Annotated in this window: 7 protein-coding genes; 3 read left to right on the plus strand and 4 right to left on the minus strand. The window is 71.2% G+C overall.

The window, feature by feature from the left end:
- The first annotated feature begins 4 nt into the window (after positions 1–4).
- Complete coding sequence (locus Val02_RS40130; protein WP_203904585.1) at positions 5–661, plus strand: TetR/AcrR family transcriptional regulator; 657 nt, start codon at positions 5–7, stop codon at positions 659–661.
- Here the strand turns inward: Val02_RS40130 and Val02_RS40135 are convergent.
- Entirely contained in the window at positions 594–1,373 is a 780-nt protein-coding gene (locus Val02_RS40135; protein WP_203904571.1) for a TetR/AcrR family transcriptional regulator, read from the minus strand. The genes Val02_RS40130 and Val02_RS40135 overlap by 68 nt on opposite strands.
- Positions 1,374–1,469: 96 nt before the next feature.
- On the opposite strand from Val02_RS40135, the gene Val02_RS40140 reads away from it, so the two are divergent.
- Both Val02_RS40140 and Val02_RS40145 read left to right on the plus strand, forming a co-directional pair.
- Positions 1,470–2,402: an ATP-binding cassette domain-containing protein gene (locus tag Val02_RS40140; RefSeq protein ID WP_203904572.1), complete on the plus strand. Its 933-nt coding sequence runs from the start codon at positions 1,470–1,472 to the stop codon at positions 2,400–2,402.
- A complete protein-coding gene (locus Val02_RS40145) occupies positions 2,399–3,163 on the plus strand; it encodes an ABC transporter permease (protein ID WP_203904573.1) in 765 nt (254 codons plus the stop codon). Before Val02_RS40140 ends, Val02_RS40145 begins: the two co-directional genes overlap by 4 nt.
- Here Val02_RS40145 and Val02_RS40150 read toward each other — a convergent pair whose 3' ends face one another.
- The 3 genes from Val02_RS40150 to Val02_RS40160 form a co-directional block, all read right to left on the minus strand.
- The gene (locus Val02_RS40150) at positions 3,164–3,607 is read right to left on the minus strand and encodes a DUF4383 domain-containing protein (protein WP_203904574.1); all 444 of its coding nucleotides are present in this window, start codon (positions 3,605–3,607) and stop codon (positions 3,164–3,166) included.
- 129 nt (positions 3,608–3,736) lie between these two features.
- Complete coding sequence (locus Val02_RS40155) at positions 3,737–5,518, minus strand: ABC-F family ATP-binding cassette domain-containing protein (RefSeq protein WP_203904575.1); 1,782 nt, start codon at positions 5,516–5,518, stop codon at positions 3,737–3,739.
- Positions 5,518–6,471 (minus strand): 4-(cytidine 5'-diphospho)-2-C-methyl-D-erythritol kinase, encoded by a 954-nt coding sequence (locus Val02_RS40160; RefSeq protein ID WP_203904586.1) that lies wholly within the window; start codon positions 6,469–6,471, stop codon positions 5,518–5,520. The genes Val02_RS40155 and Val02_RS40160 overlap by 1 nt, the downstream gene beginning before the upstream one ends.
- Between the last annotated feature and the right edge of the window lie 6 nt (positions 6,472–6,477).

The raw sequence follows: 6,477 nt of genomic DNA on the forward strand, positions 1-6,477 counted from the left end.
GCCGATGACGAGTCCGCCCCCGACGCCGATCGTGCCGCCGCCGAAGAACTCGCGGGTGCGGATGTCCTCGGCACAGCGCCGGGAGCAGCTCATCACCATCGGCCGGCAGCTCTTCGCGGAGAAGGGCTTCGACGCCACCTCGGTCGAGGAGGTCGCCGCCCGCGCGAAGGTCTCCAAGCCGGTCGTCTACGAGCACTTCGGCGGCAAGGAGGGGCTCTACGCGGTCGTGGTCGACCGGGAGGTCCGTTCGCTGCTGGACCGGATCACGACGGCGTTGACCGCGGGGCACCCGCGCGACCTGCTCGAGCAGGCGGCCCTGGCGCTGCTGGACTACATCGAGGGCGAGACGGACGGCTTCCGCGTGCTGGTGCGCGAGTCGCCGGTGGGGTCGGGTTCGGGCAACTTCTCGAGCGTGCTCAACGACGTGGCCCACCAGGTGGAGCACATCCTGGGCGCGGAGTTCAAGTCGCGCAACTACGAGCCGAAGCTGGCGGAACTGTACTCGCAGGCGCTGGTGGGCATGGTGGCGTTGACCGGCCGGTGGTGGCTGGAGGTGCGCAAGCCGCGCAAGGACGTGGTGGCCGCACACCTGGTCAATCTGGCGTGGAACGGCCTGTCCCATCTGGATGCGAAGCCGACCCTGGTGACCCGGGGGAAATGAGCGCGGCGATCCCGTCGAGGATCCGGTCGAGCCCGAACGCGAACTCGGCCTCGTAGTCCTCCTCCTCGGCCTCGAAGACGCCGCTGGCGACGGCGCGGGCGAGCGCCGGGTGCTTCTCGGGGTCGACCAGCCGGCCGAAGTTCTTCCCGAACGCGTCGCCGTCGGGCGTGTTGTCGACGTCGGCGAGCTTGACGCTGAACGTCGCCTGGCCGTGCACGTACGCCGTGATGTTGAGGATCACGAGGAGCTTGACCGGCTCGGAGAGCCCGGTGCCGCCGAGCGCGCGCAGGCCGGAGTCCATCCAGTCGAGCATGGCGGGCGTGAGCGGCGGGCCGGCGTTGGCGATCTGCATGATCCACGGGTGGCGTTGGTAGCCGGCGTAGTTGGCCGCCGCCCAGGCGCGTAGCGCCGTCCGCCACTCGACTCTGCCGTCGTCGGGGTACACCGGGGCGCCGGCGGAGACCGCGTTCATCATCAGGATCAGCAGGTCGTCCTTGCTGCGCACGTGCCGGTAGAGGGCCATGGTGGTGACGCCGACGCGTTCGGCCACGCGGGCCATGGACAGCGGGCCGAGCCCCTCCTTGTCGGCGATCTCCACGGCCGCCGCCACGATCCGGTCGACGCTGAGCCCGGGTTTCGGGCCCCGGCGGGGCTGCTGCTGTTCGCCCCAGAACAGGGTGATCGCCCGCGGGAGTGCCGGTTCTTCGGTCATCGCCGTCCGTTTTCCGATCGCTGGTTGACGCCCCATCCTAAAACCGTGTATTACATACACAGCTAGTGTACGTGATACACAGTTAACGGAGGGAAGATGACGGACGTGATCGTGCGGGCCACCGGGCTCCGCAAGTCGTACGGGAAGACCGAGGTGCTGGCCGGGGTCGACCTGGCCGTCCGACGGGGGTCGATCTTCGCGCTGCTCGGCCCGAACGGCGCCGGCAAGACCACCACGGTGCGGATCCTGTCCACGCTCATCGACGCCGACGGCGGCACGGCCGAGGTCGCCGGCCACGACGTCCGGACCGAGCCGGCGAAGGTGCGCACCAGGATCAGCCTGACCGGCCAGTACGCGGCCGTGGACGAGCTGCTCACCGGCGAGGAGAACCTGCTGATGATGGGCCGCCTGCTGCACCTCCCGCGCGCGCCGCGCAAGGCGCGGACCGGGGAGCTGCTCGAACGGTTCGACCTGGTCGACGCGGCGAAGCGGCCGGTGAAGACCTACTCGGGCGGCATGCGAAGGCGCCTCGACCTGGCCGTGAGCCTCCTCGCCAGCCCCGAGGTGATCTTCCTGGACGAGCCCACCACCGGGCTCGACCCGCGCAGCCGCCAGGACATGTGGCAGGTGGTGCGGGACCTGGCGCGGACCGGCAGCACGGTCCTGCTCACCACCCAGTACCTGGAGGAGGCCGACCAGCTGGCCGACCAGATCGCCGTTCTCGACAACGGGCGGGTGATCGCCGAGGGCACCGCCGACCAGCTCAAGTCCACCCTCGCCGGCGAGCAGGTCGAACTGCACCTCGCCGACGCCGGTTCCTACGACGAGGCGACGCGGCTGTTCAACGGCACCGCCCTGCACAAGGACCCGGAACGGCGCAGCGTCAGCGTCGCCACCGGCGGGAGCGCGGCCGAGGTGCGGCTGCTGCTCAACGACCTCGCCGACCGCGCGATCGCGGTCGAGCGCATCACCCTGCGCCGCCCGACGCTGGACGACGCGTTCCTGAGCCTGACGGGGAACAAACGATGACCAATGCCTACTGGGCCGTCAGCGACGCGCTGACCATGACCGGGCGCGGCCTGCGCCACCTCACCCGCAGCATCGACTCGCTGCTCACGTCGATCATTCTGCCGGTGCTGCTGATGCTGGTGTTCGTGTACATCTTCGGCGGCGCCATCGCCGGCCGCGACGCCTACGTCAACTACGTGGTCCCCGGCATCATCCTGCTCTGCTGCGCCTACAGCTCCACGGCCACCGCCGTCGGCGTCACCAACGACATGGTCACCGGCGTCATCGACCGGTTCCGGTCGCTGCCGATCCGCGGCTCGACGGTGCTGACCGGCCACGTGGCGGCGAGCCTCTTCCGCAACGCCATCGCGACCGTGCTGGTGCTGGGCGTCGCCGTCATCGCCGGCTTCCGGCCCAACGCCACCGCGGCGGAGTGGCTGGCGGCGGTGGCGTTCATGCTGCTGTTCGTGCTGGCGATGTCGTGGCTGGCCGTCTGCGCCGGGCTCCTCGCCCGCAACGCCGACGCGGCCGGCGGCTTCACCTTCATCGCGCTGTTCCTGCCGTACCTGAGCAGCGCGTTCGTGCCGACGAGCACGATGCCGAAGGCGCTGCACGCGATCGCCGACCACCAGCCGATCACGCCGATGATCGAGACGCTGCGCGGGCTCCTGCGCGGCGCCCCGATCGGCAACAGCGCCTGGCTCGCGATCGCGTGGTTCGGCGGGATCCTGCTGGTCAGTTACGTCGGCGCCGGCCTGCTCTTCAAGCGGCGCACCGCGTAACTAGTGCGCGGCGGCGGTCGCCGTGGGGCCGACCTTCGTGTACAGCCCCGCCGTCGACAGCAGCGAGCCGATCACGAAGATCACGATGACGTTGGTCATCTCGAAGCCGAGGATGTTGGCGTCCGTGCGCATCAGGGCCAGCATCGCCAGGCCGATCCCCAGCAGCACCAGGCCGACCCAGTGGTTGACGTAGTGGTCGAGGTTGCGCCCGATCACCGTCGCCACCAGGGAGATCACGCCGAACACCAGGCTCAGGCCCGCGTACGCCGGATTGACCTGCTGGCCCAGCACGGTCGGCAGGTCCTCCCGCGCGTACAGGTCGAGGCCGCTCGCCTGCACGACGCCGATGATCCCGAAGACGAGCAGGTAGAGCGCAGCGATACCCGACAGCACCCGGTAGACGGGACGCAGGTGATGGTTCACCGGAATGTGCGCGAGGAACATAGCTCCATCTTCGCGTACCCGGTTTTTCCCTGCTCCCCGACCCCGGGTTTACAAAGCTTCATTGCGACGGTCCGTCGGGGGCACTACCGCTGCTCCCGCCGGGTCGCTGCGCTCCACGTCCGCGTGCGGTCAGCTGACGCGGTCCGCGACCTCCAGCCACTGTTCCTCGGCGGCCTCCAGCTCGGCGCGGAGTTCGCGGAGCTCGGTGTCGAGTTTGGCGACCTTCTCGTAGTCCGTGGCGTGGGTGGCCATGTCGTCGTGGAGAGCCTTCTCGCGCTTGGTCAGGCGGTCGACCAGTCTTTCCAGGCGCACGAGTTCCTTCTGGTCGGCGCGCAGGTCGGACTTCGGGCGCTGCGGCGCTTGCGCATCGGCCGGCGCGGTGGCTCCCGCGGGCGCACTCGTGGGGTCGAGTCTTTGGAGGTATTCGTCTACGCCGCCGGGGAGGTCGCGGAGCTTGCCGTTGCCGTAGAGGCCGAGCATCCGGTCGCAGACGCGTTCGAGGAGGTAGCGGTCGTGGCTGGCCACGATCAGCGTGCCCGGCCAGCCGTCGAGCAGGTCCTCCAGGGCGGCGAGCGTGTCGGTGTCCAGGTCGTTCGTGGGCTCGTCGAGCAGCAGGACGTTGGGCTCGGCCGCCAGGAGGCGCAGCAGTTGCAGGCGGCGGCGTTCCCCACCGGAAAGATCGCCGACCACCGTCCACAGTCGACGGTCGCCGAAGCCGAACAGTTCCGCCAACTGGGAGGCCGACAGCTCGCGGCCGCCCAGGACCACGCGGCGGGCGACCTCCTCGATCGCCTCCAGCACGCGGGCCGTGAGCGGCAGCTCGGTCAGCTCCTGGGACAGGTAGGCGGCCTTGACCGTCTGACCGACCCGGATCACCCCGTCCGTCGGCGCGTTCGTGCCGGCGAGCAGGCGCAGGAGCGTGCTCTTGCCGCTGCCGTTCGAACCGAGCAGGCCGATCCGGTCGCCGGGGCCGACCAGCCAGTCGAGGTCGTCGAGGACGGCCCGGTCGCCGAAGCGCACGCTGACGCCCTCCAACGAGTACACCTGCTTGCCCAGCCGCGACGTGGCGAGCCGCTGCAACGTCACGGTGTCCCGGGGCGGCGGCACGTCGGCGATGAGGGCGTTCGCGGCGTCGATGCGGAACTTGGGCTTGGTCGTGCGCGCCGGCGGGCCCCGGCGCAGCCAGGCGATCTCCTTGCGGAGCAGGTTCTGGCGGCGGGCCTCGGTGGCGGCGGCGACCCGTTCGCGCTCGGCGCGGGCCAGCACCCACGCCGCGTAGCCGCCCTCGTAGGCGTGCACCTCGCCGCCGGCCACCTCCCACGTGCCCGTGCAGACCGCGTCGAGGAACCAGCGGTCGTGCGTCACGACCACCAGCGCCCCGCGCAGCTGCTTCAGGTGTTCGGCCAGCCACGTCACGCCGGCGAGATCCAGGTGGTTGGTGGGCTCGTCCAGCACCAGAACGTCGAACGCGCGCACCAGCAGCGCCGCCAACGCCACCCGGCGCCGCTCGCCACCGGACATCGGCGCGATCGGCGAGTCCAGCCCGAGCGCGTGCAGCCCGAGCCCGTCGAGCACGGTGCGGACCCCGGCGTCGCCGGCCCACTCGTGTTCGGCCCCGAACTCGGCGGGCTGCCACGCGGAGCCGACCACCACGTCCCGCACGGTGGCGGTGGGCGGCAGCACCAGCGTCTGCGGCAGGGTCGCCACGCGCAGGTCGCGCCGGTGCGTGACCCGGCCGCTGTCCGGCTCCTCCTGCTTGGTGAGCAGGCGCAGCAGCGTGGTCTTGCCGGCGCCGTTGAGGCCGACGACGCCGATCCGGTCGTTCTCGTCGAGGCCGAGCGACACCGCGTCGAGGAGCGTGCTGTTGGGATACGCCTTCGACACCCGGTCGAGGTTGACGATGTTGGCCATCAGCAGACTCTCGCACCCGCGACGGGGCCGGCCGCGGTCAGCACCGTGCGGGCGACGTTCATCGCACCCAACTCGTCGGCGACGGCCATCGCGTGGCGGCTGTCGGCGCACAGGAACACGCAGGTCGGCCCCGAACCGCTGACCATCCCGGCGAGGGCGCCGCAGTCGAGGCCCGCCTCCAGGGTGTCCACCAGCGCCGGCCACAGCGAGAGCGAGGCGTCCTGGAGGTCGTTCGCCAGGGCGGCCGCCAACACCTCCGGGTCGCGCTGGCGCAGGGCCGCCATCAGCGCCTCCGGCGGCACGGCGTCGGTCAGCGGCAGCCCCGCCTCACGCAGCCGGTCCAGCTCCCGGTACACCTCGGGCGTGGAGAGCCCGCCGTCGGCGATGGCCACGACCCAGTGCCACGAGTGCGGCGGGGCGAGGACGGGGCTGACCCGCTCGCCGCGGCCGGTGCCGAGCGCGGTGCCGCCCAGCACGAGGAACGGCACGTCGGAGCCGACCGACGCGGCGATGTGCGCCAGTTCGTCGCGGCCGAGGTTGGTGTCCCACAGCACGTCGCAGGCGACCAGAGCGGCCGCCGCGTCGGCGCTGCCACCGGCCAGGCCGGCCGCGAGCGGGATGTGCTTTCGCAGGTGGAGGCGGGCGTGCGGCTGCCGGCCGGTGTAGGCGGCGAGGGCCCGGGCCGCGCGGATCACCAGGTTGGAGCCGTCGAGCGGCAGTTCGCCGGTGCCCTCGCCCTCCATGGTGAGCGTGAGCGTGTCACCGGGGCGCGCGGTCAGCTCGTCGTAGAGGCCGATGGCCTGATAGACGGTGGTCAGCTCGTGGTAGCCGTCCTGGCGCAGCGGCCCCACCTGCAGGTGCAGATTGATCTTCGCTGGGACTCTGACGCGCACCGGCCCCACCCGCGTCGGGCGCGGCCGTTCGTACTCGTCAGGATCCAGCGGCTCGGTCACAGCGCT

The organism is Virgisporangium aliadipatigenens (assembly GCF_016863615.1).
Lineage (GTDB): Bacteria > Actinomycetota > Actinomycetes > Mycobacteriales > Micromonosporaceae > Virgisporangium > Virgisporangium aliadipatigenens.